This window comes from Nitrospirota bacterium (genome assembly GCA_016194305.1).
GTDB lineage: Bacteria > Nitrospirota > Nitrospiria > JACQBW01 > JACQBW01 > JACQBW01.
In genome coordinates this window covers 26166-52545 of the sequence record JACQBW010000035.1, presented here as the reverse complement: position 1 = coordinate 52545, position 26380 = coordinate 26166, and the positions used below count along the sequence as shown (strand labels likewise).

Here is a 26380-nt window from a genome sequence, read left to right as displayed (position 1 = left end):
TGATGTCGTATTTGTAACTAATTGTAATTAAAATAATAATAATGAAATATATTAATAATAAATAATGAATAAATATTTTTAATTTTCATATTATTAATATTTATTTAATTTTAAAACATATTTAAATATTTTTAATGAAAATATATTTACCTAAAAATATAAAATATTATCTTTTTAGGATATTAAAAGTTATTTTAGTTACTTTATTTTATACTTATATTCCACTGTAAAATATTACCATAATCAGATACTTAATGACTTTATAGGACAACATAGGCCAGATGAAGGTGATAATCGGCTGTTTCCTACAATATCGTCGTTCCGAATAAGGTGAGAGTCGAAAAGATGTTGTCGTATTTATGGGAAGAAATTCACTGTATGTCCTATGGAAAAGACAAAAATGAATTTTGTGACAGGTATTGAACGAATTTGTATCACGAATTTGTATCAGATGAAGCTTGCCAGGAGTGTGGAAAAGGGGTTCGTAAAGGAGATTTTGGGGAAGGCGGCGATCGGAATCGAACCGATGAATCGCAGTTTTGCAGACTGCTCCCTTAGCCACTTGGGTACGCCGCCCAAATGCACGAAATTGAGCGAATAGAAGTTGAACATTCTAACAAGGAGGTGTAAGATATGTCAATTGAAACTTTACCCGCAACGCTTGTCGCTGAATCTTGTAATATAAATATTACTTTTGTTTTCAATATTTTATAAATTTGTGGGGCATTCTCATCATGTTTAATATTCTTCATCTCCATCCGATGTTGGTTCATTTTCCTATTGCGTTATTTTTCACCTCGTTCTTCTTTGATATTCTTTTTCGGTTTACCCGGAAAAAGGAGTTTCAAAAAATGGGCTATTATATCCTGATCCTCGCGGTCATCACGGGTGCTTTAGCCGCTGGCGCGGGCATCCTGATCGAAGATAAAATCGAGTCGTCCGGCATTAGCGAACGGCAAATCGATGACCATAAGGGATTTGCCATGGTCGCACTCGTCATTTTTGTCGTCCTTCTCGTCTTCCGATTCTTCAAAAAAGGCGATCTTTCGGGTCAGGTTTTTAACCTCTATATCCTCCTTAGTTTCGTCGCCATTCTCCTCTTAAGCTATGCCGCGTTTAAAGGGGGAAAACTGGTATACGAATATGGCGCGGCGGTTCAACAACTCCCCGTCCCGTCGCAGACGAAATAATGTTTCGAATCTTTAGAACCAACCTGCAGAACAAGATTACCCTCTCCATTTTGACAGTCGGCTTTATCTCAACCGTCCTCGGTCTTGCGCTTGTCTACACTTTTGGGAAATCCACGCTTAAACAGACCATTGGAAGAGGCTATGCTGAATTGGCCGAAGTCACCAGCAACCGGCTTGAAACGATGATCGATCATCACCTTGAAGAGGCGCATTTTCTCTCATCGACCCTCGACATTACGAATATCGTTGAAAAATCCAATCTGTCCGGACCTGTCCGCAATCAGAAACAGATTGAGGCAAATTGGGCAAAATATACCGAGACAGATCCTGTAATCCGAACGATCATTCAAAACGAAGCCTCCCTCTATTTCAGAGGGTATGAGGCTTTCGAAAACAAAGAGAAAGAGAATTCCGGAATTCATCGATTTATCTACGCGACCAATATTGAAGGAAATGTCATCGCGTCAGACAAGAAGACCCCTCTTTATAATTACAAAAAGGAGAAATGGTGGCAGACAGCCTATGCGGAAGGGAAAGGGAAAGTCTTTATCAGCGACATCGTCTTCGACCCGGCGGTGAATGACTACACCTTTAATATCGCATCCCCGATTTACAGGAACGGCTCGATCATCGGCATATTGAATATGGTTCATAATGCCGACATCTTCTTTAAATGGGTAACTTACATTAAATCCGGAAAGAGAGACCATACGATGCTGGCCAGTTCGGACGGCACGCTTCTTTTTTGTCCCATCTTTCCGACCAAAACACATCAGCTCACCGCTGAATTGCAAAAAAATATTTTTAAGTCCGAGGCAGGATGGAGTGTCAGCAACGCGGATGTCCACTATCCCGGCAGAGAAGCCTTGAACGGATTTGCGCCTCTCGATATTACCTTTCATTCCGGACCGGATAATTTTGGCGGGAAGTCCTGGTATGTCTTTACGAGTCAGGATCCGCTAGAAACATTTGCGCCAATCTACACTTTGCTAAAATGGATTCTTTCAGCGGGTGTTCTCGGTTTTGGCGTTCTGACCTTTTTGGGATGGATCGTCTCCAAGAATCTGGTCAAACCGATTCGAGATCTGCAAACTGGCATTCAATTGATCGGAGACGGCCAACTGGATCATCGCATCAACCTCAAGACCGGGGATGAAATCGAAGATGTCGGGAATGAATTCAACGAGATGGCGAAAAAGATGCAGACCTTCTATTTCGGTCTTGAGCAAAAGGTTTCAGAGCGCACCAAGGAGCTGGAAATTCGGACCCGTGAACTGGAGCTTAGAAACAATGAAATGTATACCCTCTTTTCCATGGGCGCCACGTTGAACGAATGTGAGACCCGGGAAGAGATCTTATCGGTGACCCCGGGAAAAGTCATGGGGATGATGAAAGCCGATGGCGTCATTATTTCTCTTATGGATTCCTCCGCTGATATTTTTCTGAAAGGGATTCCTTCTTCGCTCTTGAAACAGCCCGAAAGCAAGGTCTTTTTTGAAAAAATCATGCATGTCTTTCTTAATAAGAAAGATTTTTTTATCTGCCTGAATGCAGGAGTTGAAAACGGGTCCAACGAAGTTGCGATACCCGATTCATTTGATTTCTCCACCACGGCTTCTGTTCCGCTCTTTTCTAAGAAAGAGGTCACCGGCGGCCTTACACTTCTCTTCAAAAGGCCTCATCCCCTTTCGGGACAGGAAGAAGAGTTGTTAACCGCGATCGGGCATCAGGTGGGTAACGCCATTGAGAATGTACGCAAAATTCCACCGGTTAAGAAACTTTAAATTGTCTACGCTGAACCCGGCATGACGAACCCGCTTGATTCGGTCCACCCGGACCTCTATCCCCTTCTGACCGCCTTTTCTGAAGAGATGATTCCGCTCTTCAGGGAATCCCTTTCCTCTCTGATTCTTTATGGCAGCGGCGCAGGGGTCAACTATATACCGGGAAAATCCAATGTGAATCTTCTGATGGTCATGAAAGAGCTCAAGTTTTTTGATCTTCTAAAATATCAGAAGCGGGCCCACTATTGGAAAGAGCGCGGGATCACGCCTCCACTCTTCACCTCCCTCGATTTTCTCGAACAATCCCGGGACGTTTTCCCCATCGAATGGCAGGAGATTATTTCCCATCATATCCTGCTCTATGGCCAGAATCCTTTCACATTTTCCATTGACCGTCAGGACCTCCGGAGGGAATGTGAACGCGAAGTCAGGAAGATCCAGGTCCGGTTGCGGCAGGCATTTCTCGAAACGGAGAAGAAGCCTGCGGAGATAGAACATCTCGCCATGACCTCGCTCAATTCTGTTTTTCCTGTCCTCCGCTCTCTTTTGTTGATTCAACATGAATCTCCGCCCATCGAACGGGAAAAGCTTATTGAACTCTTTTTCAGGAAACATCACCTGTCACCCGCGCCTTTCCTGAAAATCTGGGCGATCAAAAAGGGAAAGCTCATTTCCAAAGAAGAATACCTCGGCTGGTTTGAGGATTATCTGAATCAGCTGGAGGAATTATCCAAACTTATCGATCAAATTCGCCTCACTTAAATCGGATGTTTTTCCTGCTGCTCTTTATTTTCTCCGTTCTACCGGCCCATGCGGAACTCAAACAGTCCTTTCCTGCCCCAATCGGATATGTCAACGATTTTGCCGGCATGCTCGACCCCGCTTCCACCTCCGAAATGGAAAGATTGATTTCCGATTTTGAAAAGAAGACGCGGATTGAAATTTCGGTCGTGACCATTTCGACTTTTGAACCGTTTGCCACGCTCGATGAATACGCCAACGAGTTATTCAAGAGCTGGAAAATCGGAAAGGAGAAGGAGGATAATGGAATTCTCCTGATTGCCGCCCAAAAGGAAAAACGGATTCGGATCGAAGTGGGTTACGGAATGGAAGAAATCATCCCTGACGGTCTCGCCGGAGAGGTCATCCGGAGTCAGATTCGTCCTCAGTTTAAAGAGGGGAAATATGGTGCCGGAATGATGCTTGGCGTCAATTCGATCATTCAGATCGTCGCCAGCAAGAAAGGAATTCCACTTGACGGGAAAAGACAAATAGGTAAGAAATCGATTCTCGATCACCCTCTTTTTTTTAACGGGGTGGTTTTGGTGCTGGTCATCCTGTTCTTGCTGAGCCGACTCCTCTTTTCTCCCTTTTCAAGACGAAACGGACCGGGTGGTTTCTGGGGAAGCGGAGGAGGAGGATTTGGCGGTGGATTCGGTGGATTTGGTGGCTCGGGTGGGGGTGGTTTTGGAGGATTTGGAGGGGGGGGGAGTGGGGGAGGAGGCGCATCCGGCGACTGGTAAACGTGCCGATTGCTGAAAAAGCCTCATTTGCTGCGTTCTCGAAGCTCGGCACTCCTCATGTACTGATCATGTACACTCCGGGTGCCTCGCTTCTGCGGCCTTGCAACTGAAGCTTTTTGAGCAATCCGAAATTTCGCTCGGTGCTCAATCACAAATTGAAAAGAGGAGAAATATGAAAAAGTTAGTGATCGTTCTGGGCGCAATTCTTCTAATCGGGCTGATTTTTCTTTCGTCCATATTTTCCACCTATAACCGTCTGGTCCAGATGAACGAGTCGATCAAAGGCTCCTGGGCTCAGGTCGACAATCAGCTTCAACGCCGATTTGACCTGATTCCCAACCTGGTCAACACGGTCAAGGGATATGCGGCCCACGAAAAGGAGATCCTGGAAGCGGTTGCCAACGCCAGGGCAAGGATAGGAAGCGCTCAGACGACGGAACAGAAGATCAACGCCAACCAGGAGATGACTTCGGCGCTCTCCAGACTTCTGGTCGTTGTTGAAAACTATCCCAATCTAAAAGCTGACCTGACTTTTCAGAGGCTAATGGACGAACTGGCAGGGACGGAGAACCGGATTTCTGTCGAAAGAAAACGGTATAACGATAACGTTCAGACCTTCAATCAGGAAATCAAGATGTTTCCATCCAGCATTGTTGCATCCTTCTTTAATTTTAAAGAGGCGCCCTATTTTAAGATTCAGGAAGAGGCCAAATCCGTGCCCAAGGTGGATTTTTCGAAACCATAACGATAAGGCGTTGGCCCCAGACCGGGAGGGGTGAATCGGACCTCTTTTGGCCGCCGCACCTATGGATTTAATGCCGCGGCGAGACAAAAGCGGAGGGCGTCGAGCACCGTAAGCGCAGACGCGCGTTCCGAAGAACCCTTCCCGGTGAGGCCAACGACGTGATGTCGAAATCTCGAGCGGGAAATAATTTAAACCATTCAATGACTAAGAAACAAAACAGGTTAAAACCGATTATTGGGATCACGATGGGTGATCCCTCCGGCATCGGCCCTGAAATCATCATCAAGGCTCTAGGCGATCCGGCTGTTTATAAAAAATGCCGGCCTTTTGTCATTGGAAACGAACTCATCCTGCGAAAGACCGCCGGTTCCCTTGGGATCGACATTGATATTGCAAAAAATCCGGACCTGAAACAATTTTCGCCTGACAAAGATCGTATCGCGCTTATCGATCCGGATTCTTCGACGCTTGAGTTCTCGCCGGGTGTTCCGACCATTACCGGCGGGAAATCTGTCGGCCGGTATATTGAAGAAGCGGCTAAAATGGCACTTCGGGGAGACATTGACGCTATCACAACGGCTCCGATCAATAAAGAAAACTTGAAAAGCGCGGGTTACTCCTTTCCCGGACATACTGAATTTCTTGCTTCGCTTTCCAAAACCAGGGAGTTTGCCATGATGCTGGTGGGGGGACCGTTAAGAATCATTTTCGTAACGATTCATGAACCGATTGCGAATGTGCCCGGATTAATCAAAAAAGAGAAAGTGCTCAGCTGTATTCGTCTTCTTTCCCGGGAAATGAAACAGCTGTTTGGAATCGATTCACCCCGTCTTGGCATTGCATCATTAAACCCCCATGGGGGTGAAAACGGTCTGTTTGGAAAAGAAGAACAAAATGAAATTCTACCCGCCATCCAAATGGCGAAACGCGAGGGAATTACCATTGACGATCTGAATTCTCCGGATGCCCTCTTCTACAAGGCCTATCAAGGCAAATACGACGCTGTTGTCGTGATGTATCATGATCAGGGCCTCATTCCCTTAAAAATGATCGCGTTTAAAAAATCAGTCAATTTGACGCTGGGTCTCCCCTTCATTCGGACCTCTGTGGACCATGGCACCGCCTACGATATAGCCGGAAAAGGGATCGCCGACCCTTCCAGTCTTAAGGAGGCGCTCTTTCTCGCCTCTGACCTCGCTCAGAAGAAAATCAAACATGATTATTCCTAAAAAATCCCTTGGTCAGCATTTCCTGAACGATTCCAACATTGTCAAAAAAATCATTCAAACGGCCGGGATCGTCCCCGAAGAGGACATCGTTGAAATTGGGCCGGGAAAAGGGATCCTGACCCGGCAGCTTTTGAATTGTTCCAGAAAAGTCTTTGCCGTTGAAATCGACCGTCAACTCGTCGCCTACTTAAAGAAAGAGTTTCTCTCTTTTCCCAATCTGGAAATCATTCAAGGGGATATTTTAAGAATCGATTGGAATCTTCTTCCTGCCCGATTTAAAGTGGTGGCCAATATTCCCTATCAGATTTCATCGCCCCTCCTCGGCCTTCTATTACAAGAGAGAAAAAGAATTTCATCCATGACTTTAATGGTTCAGAAAGAGGTCGCCATGAGGATGATTGCCGGCCCTGACACGAAAGAATATAGTCCCTTGTCTGTCTTCATTCAATACTACGCCACCGCCACCCCGGCATTTCATATCAAAAACAGTTCCTTTACACCGCCACCCCGTGTTGATTCGACTGTCGTCAAAATCACTCCCCTGTCCGAATCGAATTTGGAAACATTGAACGACGCCTATTTCTTCAAGGTGGTAAAGGGCGCATTTGCACACCGCAGGAAATCGATTCGAAACTCATTAAAAGACGAAGGATTTCATCAGAATGATCTGGATGAGGTCTTTAGGGAATTATCGCTTGATTCAAAGCGAAGGGGGGAGACATTTTCTCTGGTAGAATTCAGCCAATTGTCGAACCGGTTCTTTGAAATGGCTTCGAAGGGGTCTATTCTTCCATAAAGGATTTTACAAGATTTTTCCATTCAGCCAGAGAATGGCACTCTTGCTTCGAGACATGACAATAGAGGACGATCTCGACCTTGCTTTTTCGATCGAGTTGTAATAAAAAAGAACCAATTTTGGAGCTTGCGGTCACGTCATAAAAATCATAGGAGAGGTTTTCAGTTGGGGGGGGTTCCGGGATCGTTAAATCGGTCGATATTTTAATCATCATAAAACAGTTTTTTAAACTCAGATTGTAGTGACTGGAATAGGTCAGTTCCCGTTTATCGAGTTTCATTTTGCCGGTCTCTTTTTTGAAAAGTTCCTTCGCGTCATCCTCGCACAATTGTTTCAGACTATTGGATTCGACCGCAGGGGCACCCCAGCCTTCTCCTGCCATGAGAATGACCAGAATGACGAGCATCGCGGTTTTATTAAATATATTCAGGGGAGGACTCCTCAAATTCCTTTAATGTCTGTTCACTGAAACCACTGTCGGCACCCCGTATATTACCTGATGAAAGGTCGATCAGATAGAAAAAGCGCTCTTCGTTCAACTCGGAAAGGAAGGTGACTTGTACTACCCATAGTCCTTTTTTGAGCCTCCCGGCGTCCCAGGTTATATCCGTTTTGATATGGGCATCTCTTTTCTCTTCAAGCCATGACTTGAAATTGTCCCGATTTTTACCTGCACGGTAATTCTGAACCGAGTGGATCGCTTTTTGCTTGGCAAACAGGTCGCTGTAGGAATACGAAGCGACCACCACAATCAAAATGGATAACAGTAATCCGATCTTTTTCTTCATTTATTGGAACTTTGGCTGCCTTTTTTCAACGAAGGCTTTTACGCCTTCTTTCATATCGGCAGTTTCGCAGAGGAGACCAAAGTGTTTTGATTCCAGGCGAAGTCCCTCCTCCATCGATTTCTCTTCACCCGCCTGAATCGCTTCCATCGCCTTTTGAACTGCAATTTGTCCCTTGAGTGACAGCTTTTTTGCCAACCCTATCGACTGCTTTAAGAGGTCCCCTTCAGGAACGACTTTATTCACCAGTCCAATTCCCTTGGCTTCTGCGGCATTGATCATATCTCCCGTCAGGATGAGCTCGATCGCCAGAGCTTTTCCGACAATTTTCATCAGTCTCTGCGTTCCGCCGAAACCGGGAATAATTCCGAGGTTGATCTCGGGCTGGCCGAACCGGGCTCTCTCCGAGGCGATCCGGATATGGCAGGCCATTGCAAGTTCCAACCCACCGCCCAGACAGAATCCGTTAATCGCCGCAATCACCGGTTTGGTCATGTTTTCAATTTTATTTAAAATGGCCTGGCCCCGGGTGGTAACCTCCTCCCCCTTCTGAGCGCTGCTTAATGTTCCGATTTCCCGGATATCCGCTCCGGAAATAAATGCCGCGCCCGCGCCAGTAAAGACGATCACCTTCACATTCGGATCTTTTGACATTTCCGAAAAGAGCTGATCGATTTCCTCCATGACTTTCGATCCCAGAACATTCGCCGGAGGATTGTTAATGGTAACCACCGCGACATGATCTTCGACTTTGCTCGTTATGAATTGCGCCATTTTTTACTCCTCTATGTTTGGAAAGATAATATGTTGATTGAAGGTAGAGTCGGGAGAGTTCCCCGGAACGCGCGGCTGCATCATTGAAGATTAAAATGCCTTATGTCCGCTGTGGAAACGCTCCCAAAGTTAGCTCGGAGGCTCGACCGCCCTCCACTTTTGGTTCGCCGCGACATTAAATCCATCGATGCGGCGACCAAAAGAGGTCCGTGTCACCTCCCGCCTCCACCTTCTTTTTCTAAAATCCTTTTTTATGATTGCTCAAATGGGCTCATATGCCAGGCCGCAGCGACTGAGGAGACCGCAGTGTACATTATGCAGTACATGAGGATCTCCGAAGAAGCGAGAACGCCGCAGATGACCCATTTCAGCAATCACCTAATAATTGAAAAATCCCTTTCCGGATTTGACGCCCAGATACCCCGCACCCACCATCTTCTTCAATCGATAAGCGGGCCAGAAGCGGCTTCCCAATGTTTTGGAAAATTCGACTAATTTTGACAGGACGACATCGATTCCGATCTGATCGGCATAGTGGAGCGGTCCCCCCTTGTCCTGCGGAAATCCTACTCCTGCCAGCATCGCAATATCAATATCTGTGGCCGTTGCGATTCCCTCCTGCAGGGTCAGTACCGCTTCGTTGATCATAGGAAAGATCAACCGCTCCATCGTAATCGATGTTGCTTTTGAACCTGTACCCGCCTGGGCCTTCTTGATCAAATCTTCCAGTTCCTTTTCTTTCGCCGAATCCGCGCTGTAAAAACCGACGCCATTTTTCTGACCGAGTCGTTTACCCGAAACCATTTCATGAATCAGCGGGGCAGGCAACATTCTGGGGCCATAGGCATCATAAAGAATATCCGAAACCTTTTCAGAAATGTCAATACCGATCATATCCGAAAGAGTATAGGGACCCATCGGCATTCCAATCTTCATAATCATTTCATCTGCCTGTTTCATCGCCTGAATCGGCTGGGCACTTTCCCGAAGAGCAATTGCGGCTTCGTTGAGATAGGGCATCAAAAGACGGTTGACCAAAAATCCGGGGCATTCCTGCACTTTAATCGGAATTTTGCGAAGGCTCTCAGAGAGTGCCACAACGTCGTCTACGGTTTCATTAGACGTGGCTAAACCTGGAATCACCTCGACCAGCTTCATCACATGCGCGGGATTAAAAAAATGCATGCCGATCACTTTATCTTCTTTTTTTACCGCAGACGCGATGGCGGAAATTGAGAGAGAAGAGGTGTTCGTGGCAAATATCGTCCCTGCGGGACAGATTTTTTCCAACTCCTGAAAAAGTTTCTGTTTGACTTTCACGTCTTCAAAGATCGCTTCAATCACGATATCGACATCGGCAAAATCATCATAACCCGTCGCGCCGCTGACCAGAGCCATCTTTTGTTCCATTTCGCCCGACGTCATTTTTCCTTTTTCCACTCTTCCCTGGTAGATTTTCCGGATCGTGGCAATCCCTTTGTCGACCGCCTCCTGATTGACATCTTTCAGGATAACAGGAAGGCCCGAATAGGAAATGACCTGGGCGATTTGCGCGCCCATGGTGCCTGCCCCGATCACCGCCGCCTTATAAATATACATAGAGACCTCCGCTGGCTATCGATAAGGGGCAATTGGCTTCGTTCTCGAATCTCGACTTCGTCAACGTATACCCACATACGCCTCCGTCGTCTCGATTCTGCGGCCTAGCCACTTACCCCTTCTCACTCGCCAGAATTAGAAATTAGATTTTATTGAGCCCTTTTCAAAGGGTCACTTCCGTTCCAAAACCATGGCGGCGCCTTGGCCACCGCCCACACACAACGACGCAACGCCTATCGTGAGATTTCTTCTTTTCATCTCTCTTAAGAGATTGATAATCAAGCGGGCACCGCTTGTGCCAACCGGATGGCCCAATGCAATCGCGCCTCCATTCACATTCACGATTTCCCGATTCAGCTTCAATTCCCTTTCCACGGCTAGGTATTGCGCGGCAAATGCCTCGTTCACTTCAATCAGTTGGGCATCTTTTAGCGACAATCCTGCTTTCTTTAAGGCGAGTGGAATGGCAAATACAGGTCCGATCCCCATTCGCTCCGGCTCCACCCCTGAAAATGCAAAAGAGCGAATATACCCGAGAGGTTCGTAACCTAACGATTTGGCTTTTTCACCTGACATGACCAGCGCGGCTGCAGCGCCGTCATTTAACGGGCAGGCATTACCCGCCGTGACGGTTCCCCCTTCCTTGAAAATCGGGGGATAGAGCGCGAGTTGGGCCGCGGTCAATGCGACATTGGGTCCTTCATCCTGGGCAAAAAGTTCCGCCGTCACATCTCTCCCCGCCGCCTTCTTGGGAATCGAAACCGGCACGATCTCATCCTTGAATTTTCCTTCACGAATTGCCCGAAATGCCTTTTTATGGCTTTCGATTGCATACTTATCCTGTTCTTCCCTCGTAATTTTAAATTCCTCCGCCAGATTTTCAGCGGTCTGCCCCATCATCTGGCCGCAAAAAGAATCGGTCAAACCTTCCCAGAGCGCATCAATAAATACACCGGCCTTCATTCTTTTTCCCCATCTCATTTCGCGCGAAACATAGGGTGAATTGCTCATGCTCTCGGTACCGCCGATAATTTGAATGTCCGCATCGCCTGATCGGACATTCTGGTAGCCATTCGAAAACGCCTGAAGACCCGAGGCGCAGTTACGGGCAACCGTATACCCGGGTACGGTAATGGGAATCCCGGCCATCAGACCAATGACCCTTCCAATGTTTGTCGCATCACTGTACTGCCCGACACAACCAAAAATAACCTCCTCAATCGATTTCGGATCTATTTTTGTTCTGTTCATCAATTCCCGAACAGCAATTTCTCCCAGTTTCTGGGCGGTGACATCCCTTAATGCGCCTCCAAAAAGGCCCACGGGCGTTCGCACTCCGTCAACAATCGCTACCTCTTTCATAAAGATTTCCCCTGATTTAATTTTGTTTTCATAAGCTCTTCTTCCAGTAAAACCCGACGCAGGACTTTACCCACGATGGTCTTGGGGAGTTCCTTTCTGAATTCTACCATTTTTGGTACCTTAAATTTGGCGAGGTGTGTCCGGCAAAATGTGATGATTTCGTCTTCTGTCGCAGTTGTTCCTTCATTCAGCACGAGATAGGCCTTGATAATTTCGACACTGAACGAGTCCGGGAGACCCACAACAACCGCCTCCTTCACCTTGGGAAACTGAAAGAGGATCTCTTCCACTTCCCTGGGATAGACGTTTTCGCCAACTGTTTTAATCATATCTTTTTTCCGGTCGACGATGAAAAAGAAGCCTTCCTCATCCATCCTGGCCATATCTCCGGTGAAGAGCCAGCCATTTCGAAGGGTCTGGCGGGTTTCTTCCGGATGATTCCAGTACCCTTTCATAACCTGGGGCCCTTTCACAATCAATTCTCCAGCCTCGCCAACCGGCATCTCTTTTTCACCTGTTTCCAGGTCGACGATCCGGGCTTCGGTTAACGGAAGCGGAAGTCCGATTGCTCCCTTCTTGCGGATTCCGTTGATTGGATTGCAATGGGTGACCGGCGAAGCCTCCGTTAAACCGAAACCTTCCACCAATTTCCCCCCGGTCAGTGACTCAAACTGTTCCTGGACTTCAACATGGAGCGGTCCGCCTCCGCTGATGCAGACTTTAATGGAAGAGATATCACGTTTCTCAATTCCTTCAAAATGGTTGATGGCGACATACATCGCCTGGACACCGAGAAAGACCGTTGCCCTGCTTTTTTCGATATTCTTGATCACCTCTTCCGTTTTAAACTTCGGAATCAATATCATTTTAGCACCGAGAACAATGGCCAGATTCATACATGCGGTCATTCCGAATACATGAAAAAACGGAATGACGGCCAGAAAGGTCTCTTCCCCGGGTTTGAGATCCGGCATCCAGCTTCTGCATTGGAGCGTATTGGTCACGAGGTTCGAATGGGTCAACATGACGCCTTTGGCCGTGCCGGTGGTTCCGCCTGTATATTGGAGCAGTGCTATCTCATCAGGGGGAATCACCTGGTGATCCAGCAGATGAGAGGCTCCCCTGCTTAAAGGAATAAAATCGCCGATAAAGGACTCCTTGTCCACCTTAACCCGCTGACCTTCTTTCAATGCCTTGAGCGGATAAAGTAGTTTCAAAAGCGGGGGTAGAAAATCGGTGACGCGACAAATGATTATTTTTTTGAGACGGGTCCTCTCCATCACCCCTTTTATTCTGGGATAGAAGAGATCAAGGGCTACGATGATTTCTGAACCGCTATCTTTGAGTTGATGTTCGAGCTCCCGCTCCACGTAAAGGGGATTCGTCTGAACGACCACAGCACCTATTTTGAGTATGGCGTAGTAGGCGATCACACAGTGGGGCGTGTTGGGGAGCATGATCGTGACCCGATCTCCCCGTTTGACTCCAAAACTTTTGAGGACATTGCCAAAGCGATTGGATTGCTCGTCGAGTTCCGCATAGGTGACAGACTTTCCGTAGAAGTACATCGCCTGGTGGTTCGGAAACCGCTTGGCACTTTCCCGAAGAATCTCATGGAGAGGAATGGAAGGAATTTTGAGATCAGGGGAAACATCCGGATCATAGCGTTTAAGCCATCTTTCATTCATCATTTACCCTTCAGAACCTGTAAAAGGTTGATCTTTAACTGTTTTTATAATTTAGCAGAGAATGCCAACTTGTCAAATCCCGGGAAGGATACGCGGTCGCTTTACCTTGAATAGTGTTACTATATTAACTGAACTAATTAAAATTTTACAATAGAATTACCGAATGTTATAATCAGTGCGAAAAAAAATATCCCTTCTTTCCAAGGAGTCATCCATGTCATTTGTTTCAAAAATCACTTTCGCATTGCGACGCATCCCTTCGTTTTTAATCATTTTAGTTATCCCCTTTTCGGTTTATGCAAATGAAAATGAGGGGGGCATGTGGAAATCATGCAAGCCGGACGTGGAGAAGTTTTGCAAAGAAGTCAAACCGGGTGAAGGGAGAATACTTCGTTGTTTGAAGGAAAATCACGAGAACCTGTCCGGCGAATGCAAGCAGCAGATGGCCGCGGGTATGGAGAAGATGAAGGAAAAAATGGTTGACAAGATGAAAGAAGCACGAGAAACCTGTAAAGAAGATATTGAGGAGTTTTGCAAAGAGGTCCAGCCAGGCGAAGGAAGAATGATGCAATGTCTGAAGAAACATGAGGAACATATTTCCAAGAAATGTCAAAATGCTCTGCAGGAACATCAGGACAAAATGCATGACATGAAAGAAATGAAAGAACGCCAGGAAAAAGAATAATCGATTTAAATTAGAAAGGAACTGTTAAATGAAAAATAAAATAACCATCTTAACGACCTTGATTTTCGCCGGGTTGGCATTTTCTACACCTGTCCTGGCATGCAAATCGGCCGGTCCGAACAAACATGTCGGGGTCATTGTATCGATAAACGTCCTAGAACGCATCCTGGTCCTGAAAGATGCTGAAACCGGTGAAGAGATGACTTTTAAGGCGGCCGAACAACTTATCAAAACGGTTCATCCAAATCAGGAAGCGGTCATTACCTATGAAACAACAGACAAGGGAATGATCGCCACAAAAATAAAGGTGTAGGTTTCCAGGGGGTCTTTGGCTGACCCCCTTTTCTTTCTGCTCCAGCTCTCTCCGTCCGTCTTGACACACCCCAATTAAATGGTAAATTAAAATAGTATCTATCCAATTATCGTGCTTTAAAAAATGAGAGATCTCTTTCTAAAAACCGATTGAAAGGGGTCTGGTGTCGCTTCATTTTTTGGACCGGGATTTCTCATTGTTATTCGAAAGGAATGCCGACATGGAAATTGAACAAAAAAGGTGGGTGAAGGAAAAGGGATGGGAACCGCAGAGTAGAAGTAATCTCAACGAGTCCGCTCAGCTTGTTCTCGTTTTTGGTTCCAAATCCAGTCTGAAAGGGGACAAGGTATTTGACGAAATCAGAAGGTTTTACCCTAACGCCCATCTATTTGGATGTTCTACCGCCGGTGAAATTCATGACACGCATGTCTCTGACGGCTCCATTATTCTGACCGCAATGCGGTTTGACTACACCGAAGTCAAAACGGCATCGATCCATGTCCGGCAGGGGGAAAGTAGTTTTGATGCCGGCAAGAAACTTGCGGAAAGTCTCCCGACGAAAGGTCTCTCATATGTCTTCGTCCTTTCTGATGGCCTTACCGTAAACGGAAGTCAACTCGTTGAGGGACTGACGAGATATCTCCCCTCGCATACCACGCTGACCGGAGGCCTCTCCGGCGATGGCGAACTTTTTGAAGAAACCCTGGTCCTGATGGATTCTCCTGCAGAAAAAGATCGCGTGGGGGTTGTCGGATTTTACGGCGACCGGCTAAAAGTCGGCTGCGGCTCTTTGGGTGGGTGGGATCCATTTGGTCCGGAAAGACGGATTACCTCGTCCCATGGAAATATTTTGTACCAATTGGACGGAAAGTCTGCGCTGGAATTGTATAAGAAATATCTGGGAGAACATGCAAAAGGACTTCCCGCCTCAGGTCTCCTTTTTCCACTCTGTCTTCGGACAGAGAATGAAAATGTCGGCGTGGTTCGAACCATTTTGTCTGTCAATGAAAAGGACCAGAGTATGACCTTCGCCGGGGATCTTCCGCAGGGCGCCTATGTTCGACTGATGAAAGCCAACTTTGACCGATTGATTGACGGCTCTTTAGAAGCCGCCAAGATCAGTTGCGGGACGATCGGTCCGAACGCTCCAGATCTGGCGATCCTGATTAGCTGTGTCGGCAGAAAACTCGTCCTCAAACAGCGAATTGAGGAAGAAGTCGAGGGGGTTAGAGAAATCACAGGCGACAAGACCATTCTGACCGGTTTCTATTCCTATGGAGAAATTTCTCCTTTTACGCCCAATGCCAAATGCGAGCTTCACAATCAGACCATGACCATCACCACCTTTTCGGAGAGGTAATTTTCGGTGAAATTGCATAGTCTGCTCAATCGCCAGCTCAAACGTTTTTTTAACGGGATAGAATCCGTTCCAAAAGGATGCGGAGAATTGATTGAAGCGGTCAACAGCGCCTATTCCCAGTTCGATATCGACAGAGAAATGCTTGAACGATCGCTTGAACTCAGTTCGCAGGAGCTTATTCAGGCCAATTCTGACATTCGCGCGCTTTTTGAAAGGATTATCAATAGCAGTGGTGATGGCATCTTTGCCTTTGACCACGAATGCCATTGCACCGTCTGGAATCCCGGCATGGAAGCGATCACCGGTATCGGCAAAGACGAGGCCAGTAACAGGCTGATTTATGACCTCCTGCATCCGTTTCAGGAAATCGCCGGGCCGAGGATTTTTTCTGATATCATCGAAGGCAAGACCACAGTGACCATAGAGAAGTCATTCACCATTTCAAGAGACGGGAGAAAAAGACATTACGAAGCCCAGTTTTCTCCGCTGTATAACGAATCCCGCCAGGCAATCGGCGGATTTGCGATCATTCGTGATGTGACAAGCCGAATGCAGGCCGAGGAGATGATAAAATACCAGGCTTATCATGACTCCCTGACGGGACTCCCTAACCGCCTGCTTTTTGAAGACCGGCTCTCCATGGCGATTTCGCAGGCCCGGCGGACCGAAGCCATGCTGGCCATCCTCTTTATTGATCTGGATCGTTTTAAAGTGATTAACGACACACTGGGCCATAATATCGGAGATCAGTTATTAAAAGTGCTGGGAGAAAGATTGACTCATTGCATGCGGGACGGTGATACCGTTGCACGGATGGGCGGTGATGAGTTTACCGTCTTATTGCCTGTCATCGAATCAAAGTATGATGCGATCAGGGCTGCCGAACGAATATTCAATGTCCTCAGACCTGTGTTCAATCTCGAAAATCACGAATTGTACATCTCCGGAAGCATCGGCATTGCCATTTACCCCGAGTGCGGCGACGATCCGCAAACACTCTTGAAAAATGCCGACATCGCCCTCTATCAAGTCAAAGATCAGGGAGGCGACAATAATTCTCAGGTCTATTCCTCAACGATGGATCATTCGAGCGTTGAGCGCCTTTCCCTGGAAAGCGCGCTCCGACAGGCCATTACCCGGGATGAACTCATATTAAATTATCAGCCCACTTTTCATTTGCTGACCGGAGCGCTCACCGGCATGGAGGCACTTGTCCGGTGGAACCGTCCGCATGTGGGAACCGTTTCTCCAGGCGCATTCATTCCGATTGCAGAGGAGTCCGGCCTGATTCTTCCAATTGGAAAGTGGGTGCTGAATGCCGCTTGTCAACAGCTCAAATCATGGCAAGCCACCGGGGTCGAACCCCTTTCAGTCGCCGTCAACCTGTCAGCCAGACAGATTCATCAGGGGGATCTCCTGGAGGAGGTTACACGGGTGCTCAATACGACAGGACTTTCTCCTCGCTATCTTGAACTGGAACTGACCGAGAGCTTGCTTATGAAAAACACAGACGCCATTATCAGGCTTCTTCACCAGTTAAGCGACATGGGCATTCAACTTTCAATTGATGATTTTGGTACGGGCTACTCATCGCTGAGTTATTTGAAACGATTTCCCATTCACAAGCTCAAGATTGATCAATCCTTTGTCCGTAATATTACAACGGATACCAATGACGCGGTCATTGCACAGACCATTATTCGAATGGCGCACAGTCTTGGACTCCGGGCGGTGGCAGAAGGGGTAGAAACGTTGGACCAACTTAACCTTCTCCGGTCACTTGAATGTGACGAAGCGCAGGGATTCTATTTCAGCAAGCCGCTGCCTCATGAAGAATTCAAAAATCTCCTCACTCATAAATGGAACGGGGTCAAAACCTGATTCCTGATCAATCCTGCACTTCCTGATGTCTGAAGCAGGAAATCGTATGGTCGTTGACCATCCCTACGGCCTGCATATGGGCATAAATAATCGTCGAGCCGACAAACTTAAACCCTCTCTTTTTAAGATCTCCACTGAAGGCATCTGATTCCCTCGTGGTGACCGGAAAATCCTGGGTGGATTTTCGTCTGTTTTGAATCGGCTTTCCCCCAACAAACTCCCATTGGTACCGGCTAAAGCTTCCGAACTCCTCGATTATTTCCAGAAAACATCTGGCATTGTTCACGGCAGAACTTATTTTAAGCCGATTCCGGATGATTTTCGGATTATTCAGTAAATCTTCAATCTTTTTCGAATCAAAAGAAGAGACCTTTTTGGCATTAAATTGATCAAATGCCTCCCGGTAGCCTTCACGGCGCTTCAAGATCGTCATCCAGCTGAGTCCCGCCTGGGCACCCTCCAAAATCAGAAATTCGAAGAGGCGCCTGTCATCGTATACAGAAACGCCCCATTCGGTATCGTGATAGCGGACCATTTCAAAATCGGATCCGGCCCATTCACACCGCTTTGGCGTCAAAACCTTGCCTCACTCCATTTGTTTTCCATATTAAATAAAAAAGGGCGACCCAAAGGTCGCCCTGATCTCTCTATCCATATTCCCTGGTTTAAGAAAAGAGTCCGGCACCATGGCTAGAACTTGCCATGAAAAAGAGCATCGGAACCGAAAGCATGGTATTGGTCCTTGACGCAAGAAAAGCCATTCGAGCCGCTTTGGTCTTTTGCTCAGGCGTTGCGCTAACAAGTCCGAGAACCTTTTGCTGGTTCGGCCAAATAATCAGCCAAACGTTGAGGAACATGATCGTTCCGAGCCAGGCACCCATCCCGATAATTGCGGCACCCCCTTTTAACATAAAGGCATCCAGCAACATGCCTCTTCCTCCCAGGATCAACAGTCCGAATATCCAGGTCCAGAGTGCGGCATGACGGAACCAGAAAAGCGCTCTGGGAACAAGATGTTTGAAAGCTTCCGCTTTTGTTTCCGGAGTGGTCGCCTTGATAAAGGGAACCTGAACAAAATTAAAATAGTACAACAATCCGATCCAGGTAATGCCTGTCAAAAAATGTCCCCATCTGAAAAATAATTCAATTGATGTCATTGCGCTTCCTTTCAAATAATAAATTAGGTTTGTCCCGGTATCCTTAAATTAAAGCTTTGACGATCACAAAAAGGATCGCAGTTAAAATAAAACCAGAGATGATGGTGCCTGATATGGTATCGAGCGGATTTTTCATTATTTCTCCTTTCTACTCATGACATGGCTACGAATGATTTGGGTTAACGACCGATCAGAATCAGAGATATATATAACAGGAAAATTAACTGGAAACAAATAAAATCAAAGGGTTCTTGTTACACAACGTCGGAGATCTTCTTGCCTTCCACTTCCGCTTTGAGGGCCTGATTCATGATCTTTTCGGCGAGAGGCTGGGTGGCCTCTTCGAGCGCTTTCAATTCGTTTCGAATCAGGCGATGATCCTCTCCTTGAATGACTCCCTTCAATCGGGACACGGCCTTCGAAATTTTTTCCATTTCGGCAGAACTCAAACTGGCACGATGAAGGTCCATCGCGCGGTCGGTATGGCGAAGTACAGACTCGGCTTCGTTTCTCGACTCAATCACCTGACGGGATTTTAGATCCTCAGCGGCGTGAACCATGGAATCTTTGATCATCCGCTTGACCTCTTCCTCCTCAAGGCCATAAGTGGCCTTCACTTCAATCGTCTGTTCGATTCCCGTCCTGACCTCTTTCGCACTCACACTCAAGATTCCGTTGGCATCGATTTGAAATCTCACTTCAATCTTTGGAAGCCCCGCCTTCATCGGAGGGATTCCTTTCAAAGTGAAGCGGGCGAGACTCCGGACATCCTTGACCAGCTCTCTTTCTCCCTGGACGACATGGACCTGAACACCGGTCTGGTTATCAACGGACGTGGTAAATTGATCAACCGCAGAAGTGGGAATGGTCGTATTCCTCTCAATAATTCTGCTTACGACTCCTCCCATCGTTTCAATTCCCAACGAAAGCGGGGTCACATCCAGCAAAAGCATATCCTTGATATGTCCTCCCAGAATGTGGCCCTGAATTGCTGCTCCAAGTGCCACGACTTCATCCGGGTTTAATTCGGAATGGGCTTTTTTGCGAAAGAGATCTTCCACCAGTTTCCGAACCATCGGAACCCGGGTTGAACCTCCCACCAGAACGACTTCATCAATTGCTTCCGGAGTGAGCCCGGCATCGGAAAGGGCCTGGCGGCAGGGTTCTGCCGTGGATGTGACCAATGAAGAAATTACATTTTCAAATTCGGCGCGGGTCCATGGTCTTTCATATTTCTTCCCTGCGCCCAATTCAATTTCCATGAATGTCGAATTTTCTGTTGAAAGCCGGCATTTGGCCAATTCGGAAGCCGCTCTGATTTTTTCAAATAGCTCCGGATCTTTTTCACCGTCCATTCCACCCTTTTCGCGAACTTCCTGCAGGATGACTGAAATCATGGCATGGTCGAAGTCGTCCCCCCCGAGATGATTATTCCCGTTCGTCGAAAGGACCTCAAAAATCCCTTCCTTCAATTTCAGGATAGAAATGTCAAAAGTGCCCCCTCCCAGATCATAAACCGCGATGATCCCCTGTTTCCGCATGTCGAGGCCATACGCTAAAGAGGCGGCGGTCGGTTCGTTGATGATCCGAACGACCTCCAGGCCGGCAATTCTTCCGGCATCTTTCGTCGCTTGCCGTTGACTGTCGTTAAAATAGGCGGGGACCGTTATCACAGCCCGGTTGATCTCTTCTTTAAAATAGGATTCCGCCTGTTCCTTGAGCTGTCTTAATACCATTGCCGAGATTTCTGGAGGTGTAAAAGTTCTGTCTCCGACGTGAATCTTGATGACCCCTCCGGAGTCTCCTGAAAGTTTAAAGGGAATATAAGCAAGTTCTGATTGCACCTCAGCTAACCCTTTTCCCATCAACCGTTTGATCGAATAAAGGGTGTTTTCGATATCTTCTTTTCTTCTTTTTTTGGCCTTTTCTCCAACCCGTAACTGGTTCCCTTCAAACGAGACGATTGAAGGGACCATCCTGTTACCTTCCTGATCAGGAATTATTTTAGGCACCTTCCCGTCAACATAGGCGACGAGACTGTTGGTCGTTCCCAGATCAATTCCGACAATTCTATTGCTCATATGTCATGATTCCAAAATAAAAAAGAGGCGGCCTTCGTGAGAAAGCCCACCTCCGTATAGGTTTTAAGTTTCGAGTCTGTTAGACGGCAAAAGAAGTGCCGCATCCACAAGAGCCTGTGGCATTCGGGTTGTTAAATTTGAACCCTCCTCCTGTCAAAGCCCTTGAAAAATCAATGGTAATGCCATCCAGATAGATATAACTCTTGGCGTCCACGAGCATTTTGACTCCGTGCTCTTCAAAAAGTTCATCCCATTCTTCTCGATTGGAATCAAAGGAAAGATTGTATTCGAGTCCCGAACAACCTCCCCCTTTTACTCCCACTCGAAGGGCAAGATCCGGATTATTTTCTTTTGACATAATCTTCTTCACTTCTTGAGCGGCAGTTTCAGTTAAATGAATCATCTGAGCATCCCTTTCTTCAGTAAAACAATACCTTTACACTGTTATATTAACACAGCCTTCAACCTGGGTTCAACTCAAACAAAAGCTCAGGAATCAATGGCTCAGCTACAGTCTTGAAGCCGCGGCGGCATCCATCAAGAAGGTGATTTCTCCTGTGGATGGATGGATCCGTTGAATGGGCAGGAAGGGCTCGCTGTTGGACTCGATAGCTCTTTTCATGACTTCCGCCTTTTTCTCGCCCGAAGCCAGAACCAGTATCGAATGCCCCTCGTTTAACACCGGTAATGTGACTGTAATGCGCTGATTTTTAAGGCTTTTTACATGACTTGAGACGACCCATCTCTTCTTTTCGTCCAGCTCGGGTGAACCGGGAAAGAGCGAAGCGGTATGCCCATCTTCCCCGACTCCAAGCAAGATAAGACTAAATCGGGGAAACGCATTCTCGTCCAAATTGAAAAACGCTTTCAAATGATTCTCATATCTTATTGCCGCTTCCTGGGGCGTGACCCCATCTGTCGGAATCGGGTGAACATTTTCCGGAGGGATATTGATCCTGGAAATCAAACTCACCTTCAATGTACCGAAATTGCTTTCCGGATGGTTTGAAGGTACAAATCGTTCATCACCCCAGAACAAATGAATCTTATTCCAATCCACTCCTCCCTGATTCGAAGATTCGGCAAGAAGTGAATAAATGGTATCAGGCGTTTTCCCTCCGGAAAGGAGTACGGTAAAAATGGGTTCCCGCAAAAGGGTTTTGCGATAGAGGTCAAGAAATATTGTTACGGCGGTCTGACTGAGTGAAGCGACATCCTGACAAACGATCCACTTCGGTCCGGCTAAAGTCATAAAACTCGCCAATGACGATCATCTCTTTTCATGAGGTCGTCCGCCAAGGAGGGACCCCAGCTTTCGGCCTTGTAATTTGGAAAATCATTTGCAGGCTCTTTTTTCCAACCTTCAATGATCGGATCGATCAATCCCCATGCGGCCTCGATTCCGTCTCTTCGGGTAAAGAGCGTCTGGTCTCCCCTCATCGCATCGAGAAGAAGCCTTTCATAGGCCGAATCCTTGCGGACACCTGACGCGCCGTCAAAATGCACATTGAGTGTTTCGGATTTCAATTCTATTCCGGGCCCGGGACGTTTCGCCTCGAACTTCAGGGAGATTCCTTCATCGGGTTGAATCCGAAGTACAAGCAGGTTCGGTTCCTGACGATGATCCGACACTCTTCTGAAAAGGAGATGCGGCACCCTTTTGAACTGAATCGCAATTTCCGAAACTCTTTTGGGGAGCCGCTTTCCCGTTCGAAGGTAAAAGGGAAGCCCTTCCCAACGCCAATTGTCGATAAAAAACTTGACCGCGACATAGGTTTCGATGACGGAATGCGGATCAACCTTCTCTTCCTCGCGGTAACCTTTGACCTCGTTCCCTTTGAAGAAACTCCGCCGATATTGTCCCCGAACCGTAAACTGGTTGACCTGGTCCGGAGCAATCGGTCGAATCGACTTCCAAACCCGGATCTTCTCGTCCCGAATAGCGTCCGCATCTAGCGCGATCGGCGGCTCCATTGCGACCAGCGCCAAAAGCTGGAGGAGATGATTCTGAACCATGTCCCGAAGCGCACCCGCCTCTTCATAATAGGCCCCTCGTCCTTCAATCCCGATCCCTTCCGCGACCGTAATCTGGACATGATCGATAAATTGCCTGTTCCAGAGCGGTTCAAAAATCCCGTTGGCAAACCGGAATGCTAGGATGTTCTGGACCGTCTCTTTCCCGAGATAATGGTCAATTCGAAATATTTGCTTTTCCTCAAACGCTTGGTCCGCAAGATAGTTGAGGGCGGAGGCTGTATTCAGATCCCTGCCAAATGGTTTCTCGATGATAATCCGGGTCCAGCCCCTGGTCTCTCTCATCCTCCCTGAAAGTCCTGAATCCTTGAGGTTTTCAATAATGGTCGGATAAGCGGAAGGGGGCGTGGCAAGGTAAAAAAGAATATTGTCACACCAGGAATGGCCACTTCCTTTTGCAAGCAGAAACTCGCCTAATTGTTGATAATCTTCCTTCTTTCTAAAATCTCCGGGGAAATAGTGGAGGTGTTGGGAAAAACTCTCCCACTCCTTTTCCGATTCCGGACGAATGGCATCATACGATTTCTGACGGAATTCCGATTCCTCCATCGGGGTTCTGGCAAATCCAACAACCGCGAATTGATTGGGGAGGAGGCCCTGCAATGAAAGCGAATAAAGCGCGGGGATCAACTTCCGGTGGGTCAAGTCCCCGGACGCTCCAAAAATAACAATGCCACAGGCGTCTCCCCGATATCCTTTTGAACCCTCTCGTTCACTCATCTGTTTTCTTTACCTCATGTCCCCCGAATTCTTTTCTCAGGGCGGCAATCATTTTCGCGCTGAAGGATTCTTCTTGCCGCGACTGGAACCGGGCAAACAGGGATTGCGTGATGACCGGAAGCGGCACGCCGCAATCGACGCCTTCCTTGACAATCCATCTCCCTTCACCCGAGTCTTCAACGAACCCTTTCACCTTCGACAGATCAGAGTCCTTCTTCAATGCACTTGCCGTCAGTTCCAAAAGCCACGATCTGACCACGCTTCCTTTCTGCCAAAGTCGGGCAATCGATTCAAGATCAAATTTGAAGGAAGATCTCTTTAAAAGCTCGAATCCTTCCGCATAGGCTTGAAGCATGCCATATTCAATGCCATTATGAACCATTTTAGTAAAGTGTCCTGCTCCGCTGGATCCTGAATAGAGGTATCCTCCCTCTGGCGCCAGGGACTTAAATAAAGGTTCGCACCGAACAAAACTTTCTTCCCGTCCGCCCACCATCAGACAATATCCCTCTTTCAACCCCCAAATGCCTCCGCTGGTTCCCACATCAAGCCAGTGGATCTCCCGACTTTCCAACGCTTTGGAACGCCTCAATGCATCCTGGTAATATGAATTTCCCCCGTCGATCAGCGTGTCGCCTGAAGAAAGGTGCGGAAGGAGTTCTTCGACCGTCTGATCCACCGGAGAACCGGCGGGAACCATCATCCAGATAACTCGGGGAGGGGTTAATTTTTCAACCAATTCTTTCGTGGAATAAACCCGGGCGCCACCCAGAGGGATCAGTTCCTTTCCGACGGAACTGGACCGATCATAACCGATCACCTGATGCCCGCTTTTCAGCAACCGTTGAGACATATTGGCCCCCATCCGGCCCAGACCTATCATTCCCATCTGCATCCGTCACAAGCTCCTTCTCATCATTGTCGAAATGCCTTTTCCAGAATATCCATAACGTATTTCAATCCTTCACCGGGAGACCGGGTCAAATGAAGCTGCAGAACGGGTAACCCTCTCTTCTTCAAAGAGTCCAGATCACCAAGCGCCTGCGATCTGTTCAGGGTGTTAAAAGTATAGCCTTTTCCCGGCACCGCAATATCCTCCGAAGGTTCAGTGGTGATCTGAACATACGCTCCCTCCTTTGGTCCCCCCTTATGAAGCTGGCCGGTTGAGTGCAGAAATCGGGGACCATATCCTACCGTTGTGGCAATACGAAAATGATCGCGGATGAGAAGTCTCAGTTCCTGCAACAACATCTCATTTTCATCGGAAGAATCCAGGTAGGCCATAAGAACCAGATAGTGTGTTTCCGGAATCTCGCTAAAAAACCGGATCAAATTTTGAACCAGGGAGGCTGCTTCGCCCGACTTCGATTCTCCGAACAGCGTCACGCCCTGCTCCGTCAATAAGGGAACGGAAACCGGAAGACTCCCCGAATTCTTGTATATCTCCAAAATTTTCGCGGTGTTTTCCTTGCTCTCCGTGACGTTCGGTTCGTCAAACGGATTGATCTCCCACGGAATACCCGTTATCGCGGTAGCCATTTCCCACCTGAAAAACTCACCTGCCAAATCATAGGTTTCTTCAATTTCAATCACGACGACGGGCTGTCCCGCATCGACCAACCGCTCAATTTGACGTTCCAGCGGGGCATTCTGATCCGAACGGATTGTGTAAAAGATAAAGAGGCGGTCCGTCCCGTAGCTTTCCGGTTTGCCAATCGTCTCGCCTTCTACGGGAACCAGTCCCTTCCCCTCTTTCCCGGTCGATTCGGCAATAAGCTGTTCCAGCCAGATTCCAAAGCTCAAGAGAGGAGGAGGAAGCACAAAAGTAATTTTGTTCCGTCCAGCCCTGCCAAAAGTGGCCAGCACCGCTCCGAGGAGGACTCCCGGGTTTCTCTCGGCTGAAATTTCAGACCGGCATTTTCCAGACATTTCAAGGGCCTTTCCAAGAAACAGTTTCAGATCGATACCCATGAGAAGCGCAGGAACCAGACCAAAATAGGAAAGCGCTGAATATCGGCCTCCTATGTCGGGGGGATTCGTAAAAACCTTGCGAAACATCTTGTCACGGGCCAACCGTTCCAGTGACGTTCCAGGGTCGGTAATGGCCATGAAGTACTCTCCCGCTCCGCCGGGATGTAACATCTCCACTTTTTCCAAGAAATAGCGATAGAGAGAGTCGACTTCCAGAGTCGATCCCGATTTGCTGGCAAGAATATAAAGGGTTTTCTCCGAACGCAGTTTTTTTTCTGTCCGGAGTATGGTCGCGGGACTGGTGGTATCCAGAACGTAAAATCCCGGAGATCCGGAAGAAATTCCAAATATTTTTCTGCAGACCTCCGGACAGAGGCTGCTCCCTCCCATACCAAGAAGGACGATGTTTTTATAACCCGCCTGGATGATGTCGTTCCGGAATTCAATGAGTTCGGGAATCCGGCTTTTCATCTTTTCAGGAACGTCCAACCAGCCCAAACGATCGACAATTTTACGACGAATGGCCGAATCCCTTTTCCAGAGAGATGCATCTTTGTTCCAGAGGCGGGACGCGACATTCTCCCCCTCGAATTTCGCCAGGAGTTTTCTGACTTCGCCAGACTCTTTTCTAAGAAGAGATAATGAACTTTCAGAGAATTTCATTTTTGTTCCTGTAATACCCGAAATCGATTGTCTCGACACT

The 26380-nt window shown here is 47.5% G+C and carries 25 protein-coding genes and 1 tRNA gene; 11 read left to right on the top strand and 15 right to left on the bottom strand.

Going from position 1 to position 26380, the window contains the following annotated elements:
• Positions 1-503: 503 nt before the first annotated feature.
• Positions 504-576 (bottom strand) — tRNA-Cys (locus tag HY200_10660).
• 158 nt (positions 577-734) lie between these two features.
• Between HY200_10660 and HY200_10655 the strand changes: the two genes are divergently transcribed.
• The 7 genes from HY200_10655 to rsmA all read left to right on the top strand — a co-directional run bounded on the left by HY200_10655 (position 735) and on the right by rsmA (position 7267).
• Positions 735-1190, top strand: coding sequence for a DUF2231 domain-containing protein (locus tag HY200_10655; GenBank protein ID MBI3595405.1), 456 nt, complete (start codon positions 735-737; stop codon positions 1188-1190).
• Entirely contained in the window at positions 1190-2974 is a 1785-nt protein-coding gene (locus HY200_10650) for a HAMP domain-containing protein (GenBank protein MBI3595404.1), read from the top strand. The genes HY200_10655 and HY200_10650 overlap by 1 nt, the downstream gene beginning before the upstream one ends.
• 21 nt (positions 2975-2995) lie before the next feature.
• Positions 2996-3736 carry a hypothetical protein gene (locus HY200_10645; GenBank protein MBI3595403.1) on the top strand — a complete coding sequence of 247 codons (741 nt, stop codon included), beginning with the start codon at positions 2996-2998 and terminating at the stop codon, positions 3734-3736.
• Between the two features lie 5 nt (positions 3737-3741).
• Positions 3742-4497 carry a TPM domain-containing protein gene (locus HY200_10640; GenBank protein MBI3595402.1) on the top strand — a complete coding sequence of 252 codons (756 nt, stop codon included), beginning with the start codon at positions 3742-3744 and terminating at the stop codon, positions 4495-4497.
• Between the two features lie 172 nt (positions 4498-4669).
• A complete protein-coding gene (locus HY200_10635) occupies positions 4670-5242 on the top strand; it encodes a LemA family protein (GenBank protein MBI3595401.1) in 573 nt (190 codons plus the stop codon).
• A gap of 161 nt (positions 5243-5403) precedes the next feature.
• On the top strand, positions 5404-6471 hold the full coding sequence (gene pdxA, locus HY200_10630; GenBank protein ID MBI3595400.1) for a 4-hydroxythreonine-4-phosphate dehydrogenase PdxA: 1068 nt from the start codon (positions 5404-5406) through the stop codon (positions 6469-6471).
• A complete protein-coding gene (gene rsmA, locus HY200_10625) occupies positions 6458-7267 on the top strand; it encodes a ribosomal RNA small subunit methyltransferase A (protein ID MBI3595399.1) in 810 nt (269 codons plus the stop codon). Before pdxA ends, rsmA begins: the two co-directional genes overlap by 14 nt.
• Here rsmA and HY200_10620 read toward each other — a convergent pair.
• The 6 genes from HY200_10620 to HY200_10595 all read right to left on the bottom strand — a co-directional run bounded on the left by HY200_10620 (position 7254) and on the right by HY200_10595 (position 13478).
• Complete coding sequence (locus HY200_10620) at positions 7254-7712, bottom strand: hypothetical protein (protein ID MBI3595398.1); 459 nt, start codon at positions 7710-7712, stop codon at positions 7254-7256. The genes rsmA and HY200_10620 overlap by 14 nt on opposite strands.
• Positions 7684-8055 carry a hypothetical protein gene (locus tag HY200_10615; GenBank protein ID MBI3595397.1) on the bottom strand — a complete coding sequence of 124 codons (372 nt, stop codon included), beginning with the start codon at positions 8053-8055 and terminating at the stop codon, positions 7684-7686. The genes HY200_10620 and HY200_10615 overlap by 29 nt, the downstream gene beginning before the upstream one ends.
• The gene (locus HY200_10610) at positions 8056-8826 is read right to left on the bottom strand and encodes an enoyl-CoA hydratase/isomerase family protein (GenBank protein ID MBI3595396.1); all 771 of its coding nucleotides are present in this window, start codon (positions 8824-8826) and stop codon (positions 8056-8058) included.
• 378 nt (positions 8827-9204) lie between these two features.
• Positions 9205-10425: a 3-hydroxyacyl-CoA dehydrogenase gene (locus HY200_10605; protein MBI3595395.1), complete on the bottom strand. Its 1221-nt coding sequence runs from the start codon at positions 10423-10425 to the stop codon at positions 9205-9207.
• Between the two features lie 171 nt (positions 10426-10596).
• A complete protein-coding gene (locus HY200_10600; protein ID MBI3595394.1) occupies positions 10597-11787 on the bottom strand; it encodes a thiolase family protein in 1191 nt (396 codons plus the stop codon).
• The gene (locus HY200_10595) at positions 11784-13478 is read right to left on the bottom strand and encodes a long-chain fatty acid--CoA ligase (protein MBI3595393.1); all 1695 of its coding nucleotides are present in this window, start codon (positions 13476-13478) and stop codon (positions 11784-11786) included. Before HY200_10595 ends, HY200_10600 begins: the two co-directional genes overlap by 4 nt.
• A 316-nt stretch (positions 13479-13794) precedes the next feature.
• Here HY200_10595 and HY200_10590 point away from each other — a divergent pair, with 316 nt between their 5' ends.
• From HY200_10590 to HY200_10575, 4 genes are all read left to right on the top strand, one after another.
• Positions 13795-14160 (top strand): hypothetical protein, encoded by a 366-nt coding sequence (locus HY200_10590; protein ID MBI3595392.1) that lies wholly within the window; start codon positions 13795-13797, stop codon positions 14158-14160.
• A 28-nt stretch (positions 14161-14188) separates the two neighbouring features.
• Complete coding sequence (locus HY200_10585) at positions 14189-14473, top strand: hypothetical protein (protein MBI3595391.1); 285 nt, start codon at positions 14189-14191, stop codon at positions 14471-14473.
• A gap of 220 nt (positions 14474-14693) precedes the next feature.
• A complete protein-coding gene (locus HY200_10580; GenBank protein ID MBI3595390.1) occupies positions 14694-15833 on the top strand; it encodes an FIST C-terminal domain-containing protein in 1140 nt (379 codons plus the stop codon).
• A 6-nt stretch (positions 15834-15839) separates the two neighbouring features.
• Positions 15840-17714 carry an EAL domain-containing protein gene (locus tag HY200_10575; GenBank protein ID MBI3595389.1) on the top strand — a complete coding sequence of 625 codons (1875 nt, stop codon included), beginning with the start codon at positions 15840-15842 and terminating at the stop codon, positions 17712-17714.
• A gap of 7 nt (positions 17715-17721) precedes the next feature.
• Here HY200_10575 and HY200_10570 read toward each other — a convergent pair whose 3' ends face one another.
• The 8 genes from HY200_10570 to HY200_10535 form a co-directional block, all read right to left on the bottom strand.
• Positions 17722-18249, bottom strand: a complete 528-nt coding sequence (locus HY200_10570) for a DNA-3-methyladenine glycosylase I (protein MBI3595388.1) — start codon at positions 18247-18249, stop codon at positions 17722-17724.
• A gap of 130 nt (positions 18250-18379) precedes the next feature.
• A complete protein-coding gene (locus HY200_10565) occupies positions 18380-18871 on the bottom strand; it encodes a urate hydroxylase PuuD (protein ID MBI3595387.1) in 492 nt (163 codons plus the stop codon).
• A gap of 254 nt (positions 18872-19125) precedes the next feature.
• A complete protein-coding gene (gene hscA / locus HY200_10560) occupies positions 19126-20952 on the bottom strand; it encodes a Fe-S protein assembly chaperone HscA (protein ID MBI3595386.1) in 1827 nt (608 codons plus the stop codon).
• Between the two features lie 79 nt (positions 20953-21031).
• On the bottom strand, positions 21032-21355 hold the full coding sequence (gene erpA / locus HY200_10555; GenBank protein ID MBI3595385.1) for an iron-sulfur cluster insertion protein ErpA: 324 nt from the start codon (positions 21353-21355) through the stop codon (positions 21032-21034).
• Positions 21356-21460: 105 nt separating this feature from the next.
• Complete coding sequence (gene pgl / locus HY200_10550; protein ID MBI3595384.1) at positions 21461-22204, bottom strand: 6-phosphogluconolactonase; 744 nt, start codon at positions 22202-22204, stop codon at positions 21461-21463.
• Positions 22201-23706, bottom strand: a complete 1506-nt coding sequence (zwf, locus tag HY200_10545; GenBank protein MBI3595383.1) for a glucose-6-phosphate dehydrogenase — start codon at positions 23704-23706, stop codon at positions 22201-22203. Before zwf ends, pgl begins: the two co-directional genes overlap by 4 nt.
• Positions 23699-24601 (bottom strand): decarboxylating 6-phosphogluconate dehydrogenase, encoded by a 903-nt coding sequence (gene gnd / locus HY200_10540; GenBank protein ID MBI3595382.1) that lies wholly within the window; start codon positions 24599-24601, stop codon positions 23699-23701. Before gnd ends, zwf begins: the two co-directional genes overlap by 8 nt.
• Positions 24602-24621: 20 nt before the next feature.
• Complete coding sequence (locus tag HY200_10535) at positions 24622-26340, bottom strand: glucose-6-phosphate isomerase (GenBank protein MBI3595381.1); 1719 nt, start codon at positions 26338-26340, stop codon at positions 24622-24624.
• Positions 26341-26380 lie beyond the last annotated feature (40 nt).

What these genes read in the sequence shown, in the direction of transcription:
- HY200_10655 (MBI3595405.1), top strand. Translation starts at nt 735, where the DNA reads ATGTTTAATATTCTTCATCTCCATCCGATGTTGGTTCATTTTCCTATT.
- HY200_10650 (MBI3595404.1), top strand. Translation starts at nt 1,190, where the DNA reads ATGTTTCGAATCTTTAGAACCAACCTGCAGAACAAGATTACCCTCTCC.
- HY200_10645 (MBI3595403.1), top strand. Translation starts at nt 2,996, where the DNA reads ATGACGAACCCGCTTGATTCGGTCCACCCGGACCTCTATCCCCTTCTG.
- HY200_10640 (MBI3595402.1), top strand. Translation starts at nt 3,742, where the DNA reads ATGTTTTTCCTGCTGCTCTTTATTTTCTCCGTTCTACCGGCCCATGCG.
- HY200_10635 (MBI3595401.1), top strand. Translation starts at nt 4,670, where the DNA reads ATGAAAAAGTTAGTGATCGTTCTGGGCGCAATTCTTCTAATCGGGCTG.
- pdxA (MBI3595400.1), top strand. Translation starts at nt 5,404, where the DNA reads ATGTCGAAATCTCGAGCGGGAAATAATTTAAACCATTCAATGACTAAG.
- rsmA (MBI3595399.1), top strand. Translation starts at nt 6,458, where the DNA reads ATGATTATTCCTAAAAAATCCCTTGGTCAGCATTTCCTGAACGATTCC.
- HY200_10615 (MBI3595397.1), bottom strand. Translation starts at nt 8,055, where the DNA reads ATGAAGAAAAAGATCGGATTACTGTTATCCATTTTGATTGTGGTGGTC.
- HY200_10610 (MBI3595396.1), bottom strand. Translation starts at nt 8,826, where the DNA reads ATGGCGCAATTCATAACGAGCAAAGTCGAAGATCATGTCGCGGTGGTT.
- HY200_10605 (MBI3595395.1), bottom strand. Translation starts at nt 10,425, where the DNA reads ATGTATATTTATAAGGCGGCGGTGATCGGGGCAGGCACCATGGGCGCG.
- HY200_10600 (MBI3595394.1), bottom strand. Translation starts at nt 11,787, where the DNA reads ATGAAAGAGGTAGCGATTGTTGACGGAGTGCGAACGCCCGTGGGCCTT.
- HY200_10595 (MBI3595393.1), bottom strand. Translation starts at nt 13,478, where the DNA reads ATGATGAATGAAAGATGGCTTAAACGCTATGATCCGGATGTTTCCCCT.
- HY200_10590 (MBI3595392.1), top strand. Translation starts at nt 13,795, where the DNA reads ATGTGGAAATCATGCAAGCCGGACGTGGAGAAGTTTTGCAAAGAAGTC.
- HY200_10585 (MBI3595391.1), top strand. Translation starts at nt 14,189, where the DNA reads ATGAAAAATAAAATAACCATCTTAACGACCTTGATTTTCGCCGGGTTG.
- HY200_10580 (MBI3595390.1), top strand. Translation starts at nt 14,694, where the DNA reads ATGGAAATTGAACAAAAAAGGTGGGTGAAGGAAAAGGGATGGGAACCG.
- HY200_10570 (MBI3595388.1), bottom strand. Translation starts at nt 18,249, where the DNA reads ATGGTCCGCTATCACGATACCGAATGGGGCGTTTCTGTATACGATGAC.
- HY200_10565 (MBI3595387.1), bottom strand. Translation starts at nt 18,871, where the DNA reads ATGACATCAATTGAATTATTTTTCAGATGGGGACATTTTTTGACAGGC.
- hscA (MBI3595386.1), bottom strand. Translation starts at nt 20,952, where the DNA reads ATGAGCAATAGAATTGTCGGAATTGATCTGGGAACGACCAACAGTCTC.
- erpA (MBI3595385.1), bottom strand. Translation starts at nt 21,355, where the DNA reads ATGATTCATTTAACTGAAACTGCCGCTCAAGAAGTGAAGAAGATTATG.
- pgl (MBI3595384.1), bottom strand. Translation starts at nt 22,204, where the DNA reads ATGACTTTAGCCGGACCGAAGTGGATCGTTTGTCAGGATGTCGCTTCA.
- zwf (MBI3595383.1), bottom strand. Translation starts at nt 23,706, where the DNA reads ATGAGTGAACGAGAGGGTTCAAAAGGATATCGGGGAGACGCCTGTGGC.
- gnd (MBI3595382.1), bottom strand. Translation starts at nt 24,601, where the DNA reads ATGCAGATGGGAATGATAGGTCTGGGCCGGATGGGGGCCAATATGTCT.
- HY200_10535 (MBI3595381.1), bottom strand. Translation starts at nt 26,340, where the DNA reads ATGAAATTCTCTGAAAGTTCATTATCTCTTCTTAGAAAAGAGTCTGGC.